Here is a 4,293-nt window from a genome sequence, read left to right as displayed (position 1 = left end):
TTGGTTAGAGCAGCTGACTCTTAATCAGCGGGTCCGGGGTTCGAGTCCCTGGCGGCGCACCGACGGAAGAGGCCCTTCGCGAGAGCGAAGGGCCTCTTCGTTTTCCGCTCAGTGTTCCGCTCATGAGCGTGGCGTTTCACGAGTGCGGCGTGATCTTGACCGTCCAGGCGCCTCCGGCCGTACGGTCCGCCACCTCCACCTTCGTCCGCTCTCCCGGCACCGTGAACGTCTCGCCGACACCCAGCGGCGCGTCCGCGAGCGGCGGATACACCGACTGGTCCCAGCAGGCCTGGCTGTGCGGATGGGTGTCCACCACCTCGACCGGGCCGCCGCCCGACGCCGTACCGCCGCGCACCCGGTAGATCAGCACGCCCTCGGTGCAGGTGTGGAGATCGTTGCCGGTCGCCGTGCGCGCCTCGATGACCAGGGCGGAGTTGTCACCGGTCCTGACGACCGCCAGCCTCGTCCCCGTACTCCCGGCCACCGACGGCGCGGCGGCGATCGGCTCCAGGCTGAGCAGACTCGTACCCGTCGATCCGACACACCGCACCTGGCTCCGGTCCAGCCAGCCGAGCTTCCACTTGTGCCAGCCGAAAAGATCCGGCGACATCCCGAACTGGCTGCCCATCACATCCCAGTCGCCGACATAGGTGTCCCAGTCGCCCTTGCCGTCCACGGGCCGGTGGTAGAGATCCGGCAGATCGAAGACATGCCCGGTCTCGTGGGCCAGCACATTGCGGTCCGGAGGATGGCGCTCGAAGACGGTGACGATGCGCTTGATCTCCGTACCGTCCGCCTTCATCGGCTGCTCGAAGTTGACCACCTTCGTGGCGTCGGAGTCGACACCGGGGGCCTCCGGGTCGGCGACCAGATAGACGACGTCGTAGCGCGAGAAGTCGACCAGCGGATCGGCGGTGGCCAGCGCGTCCCGCAGATAGGCCGTGCGCCGGGCCGGCTCCCAGTCGCGGCGCATCCCGTACGCGGTGGAGGCGTGCGGCATCCGCGCCCACTGGAGCTTCGGATGGGCCCGCAGCCGGAACTTGCCGTACGAGGCCTGCTCGTAGAAGCGGCTGGTGGCCGGGAAGTGATCGGCCGCCAGCTCCGCCGGATCGGGCAGCTTCTTGGAGTCCGGGAAGGAGAGAAAGACCATGACCGCGTCGAGCGGACGGTCCGGGCGCGGATAGGAGCCGTTCCAGGTGTCGAGACCGAGGGAGTGATGGGCGGAGGTCCGCGTCAGCGCGCAGGGCCCTTCGGCGACCGCGTCCGCCGCGGGCCCGGTGACCAGTGCCATGGCGGCGAGCGCCATCAGTGAGATGAAGCCGGCCGCGGTACTGCGCAGGCGGGGCCGGTCCACTCCCGCCGATGGCTGCGGACGCTCCACATCGACCTCCGGCTCCGGTTAGGGGATACCTCACCCACACTGTGCCGTTTTATGGTGATACGCCCTGTTCCGCTGCCCCACACGGGTGAGGAGTGTCACGCGTTCTGTCCGACACCCCGACGGGTCACGGAAAGTCACAGGTCCTCACGGCGGGACCGACCGGGCCACAGGCAGGCAGAAACGATCGCCCGAGGGCGGACCGCCGGCGCCTGACGCTCGCGTTCCGTCCACCGGAGCTGGAACGGCCACCCGGCCGCCCTCTATGATCGGCACACTTTCCCTGGCCGGCCGTCCCGACCACTCGGTACGACTTGTACGACACGACTGCACCGCGGGAGCGAGCCGTGAGCGGAACCTCCGAAGGGCCGCAAGGGCCGCACCGGCAGCGCCATGCGGCGGTCGCCGCGCACGGCGGCGACGGGCCTCCGGCCGGTGAGACGGTCCATGAACCGGCCAAGGATTCGATCACGGAGCGTCATCCCATCGGCAGAGTCAGCGACACCGCCGTGGACGGACGCGACTACCGCGCCGCGTTCCACGCCGCCCAGCTCGCCATGGCCGTCCTCGACAATGAGGGCACCGTCATCAGCGCCAACGACGCGCTCGCCGCCCTCCTCGGCACCCAGCGCGCCGCGCTCTTCGACCAGTCCGCCGCCGATCTCGTCGATCTCGCCTCGGACGGCCGCACCTGGCACGCCTATCGCGCGGTGCTGGACAGCCGCCGCGCCCACTTCCGCTGCACGCGCCGGCTCAAGCACTCCGACGGACGGACGCTCTGGGCCGAAGTCACCGTCGCGCCCGTACCGGAGAGCAGCACCGCGCTGCTCTCGATCGCGGACATCAGCGACCGGCGCGAGCTCCAGGCGCGGCTGCGACATCTCCAGATGCACGATCCGGTGACGCGGCTGCCCAACCGCACGCTGTTCTTCGAACGGCTCGCCTCGGCGCTGGAGACCTCGGCGGCGGCCGGCTACGGCGGCGGGACGAGCGGGACGCACGACGCCGGAGCCTATGCCCGGGGCCCGTACGGCGATGCCAGGGGCGATGGCAGAACAGGGCGGATCGGTCTGTGCTACCTCGATCTCGACGGCTTCAAGGCCGTCAACGACACGCTCGGCCATCGCACCGGCGACCGGCTGCTCGCCGCCGTCGCCACGCGCCTCACCGAATGCGCCGACCAGGACGGATACACGCGCAGCGGCGGTCACTTGGTCGCCCGGCTCGGCGGTGACGAGTTCGCGATCCTGGTCGAGGACTCCATCGGCACGGAACAGCTCGCCGATCTCGCCCGCTCCGTACTCACCGCGCTCCAGCGCCCTTTCGATCTGGCTGGGCAGCGGCTCTCGGTCTCGGCCTCGATCGGCGTCGTGGAACGGGCCGCCGAGGGCACCACGCCGACCGGTCTGATGCAGGCCGCCGACACCACGCTGTACTGGGCGAAGGCCGACGGCAAGGCACGCTGGACTCTCTTCGACCCGGAGCGCAACGCCCACCGGATGACAAGGCAGGCTCTGACCTCGCGGCTGCGTCCCGCGGTCGAGCGCGAGGAGTTCGTGCTCCAGTACCAGCCGCTGGTCGGGATGGCCGACGGAGTGGTGCGCGGCGTGGAGGCGCTGGTGCGCTGGAACCATCCGCAATTCGGGACGCTCGCGCCGAATCGGTTCATCGGAATCGCCGAGGAGGACGGCTCGATCGTGCAGCTCGGCCGGTGGGTGCTGCGCACGGCCTGCCGCCAGGCCAGACAGTGGCAGCTCGGCCATCCGCACGCCCGGCCGCTCTTCGTCAGCGTCAATGTCGCCGTACGCCAGGTCTGGGACTCGGATCTGGTCGCGGACGTGGCCGAGATCCTGGCGGAGACCGGACTCGCGCCGCATCTGCTGCAACTGGAGCTGACGGAGTCCGCGGTGATGGGCTCGGCGGGCCGGCCGCTCCAGGCCCTCCAGGCGCTGAGCGACATGGGCGTACGGATCGCCATCGACGACTTCGGGACCGGCTACTCGAATCTCGCATATCTGAGCAGGCTGCCGGTCTCGGTGCTCAAACTGGACGGCTCGTTCGTCCGTGGCTTCCGGTACGACGAGGGCGTCCATCCGAATCCGGCCGACGAGACGATTGTCGAGGCGCTGGTCCAGCTCGCCCACCGGCTGGGGCTGACGGTGACCGCGGAGTGCGTGGAGACCTCGGGCCAGGCTGCCCGTCTCCAGCGGATCGGCTGTGACACGGGCCAGGGCTGGCTCTTCTCCCGCCCGGTGGCACCGGAACGGATCGCGGAGATGATCGCGGCGGGCGCGGGCGCGCAGAAGGCCTGATCCGGCCGGAGGTCCGACCGGCGGGCGCGGTCTGCTCCTCTCCCGAGAGTGTGACTCTCGTCTCAGACGGGCAGGGCGTAGGCGTCCGCGATGAGTTCGTAGCTGCGCAGCCGCGCCTCGCCGCCATGGGCATTGGCGGTGATCATCAACTCGTCGGCGCCGGTGCGCTTCTGGAGGTCGTTGAGACCGTCCCGTACCGCGTCCGGCGTGCCATGGACGATATTGGTGAGCCAGGTGTTCACGAACTCCTGCTCCAACGAGCTGAACCGGTACGCCTCGGCCTCCTCCGGCGTCGGCACGAGCCCCGGACGGCCGGTGCGCAGCCGGACCATCGAGAGGGCACCGGTGAGCACCTGGCGGCGGGCCTCGCGCTCGTCGTCACAGGCCATCGCCGCGACACCGATCAGGGCGTACGGAGCGTCCAGCACCTCGGAGGGACGGAAGCTCTCACGGTAGAGATCGAGCGCGGGGATCGTGTTCTGCGCCGAGAAGTGATGGGCGAAGGCGAAGGGCAGTCCCAGCACACCGGCCAGCCGCGCGCTGAAGCCGGACGAGCCGAGCAGCCAGATCGGCGGCCGGGCGGGGGGGCCCTGGACCGGTCCG

The 4,293-nt window shown here is 70.1% G+C and carries 3 protein-coding genes; 1 reads left to right on the top strand and 2 read right to left on the bottom strand.

What is annotated here, in order from left to right; translation table 11 throughout:
* Positions 1-136: 136 nt before the first annotated feature.
* Entirely contained in the window at positions 137-1,381 is a 1,245-nt protein-coding gene (locus GA0115259_RS28955; protein ID WP_256098190.1) for a M6 family metalloprotease domain-containing protein, read from the bottom strand.
* Positions 1,382-1,725: 344 nt separating this feature from the next.
* On the opposite strand from GA0115259_RS28955, the gene GA0115259_RS28950 reads away from it, so the two are divergent.
* Positions 1,726-3,690 (top strand): putative bifunctional diguanylate cyclase/phosphodiesterase, encoded by a 1,965-nt coding sequence (locus GA0115259_RS28950; RefSeq protein WP_176732689.1) that lies wholly within the window; start codon positions 1,726-1,728, stop codon positions 3,688-3,690.
* A gap of 62 nt (positions 3,691-3,752) precedes the next feature.
* Here the strand turns inward: GA0115259_RS28950 and GA0115259_RS28945 are convergent.
* Positions 3,753-4,293 (bottom strand): MsnO8 family LLM class oxidoreductase (locus tag GA0115259_RS28945; protein ID WP_141716728.1); only part of this gene is annotated, 541 nt, incomplete at its 5' end.

The organism is Streptomyces sp. MnatMP-M17, from assembly GCF_900091995.1.
In the GTDB taxonomy this organism is placed as follows: Bacteria; Actinomycetota; Actinomycetes; order Streptomycetales; family Streptomycetaceae; genus Streptomyces.
The sequence above is the reverse complement of the archived record's forward strand: the minus strand, read 5'-3'. Positions and strand labels throughout refer to the sequence as shown.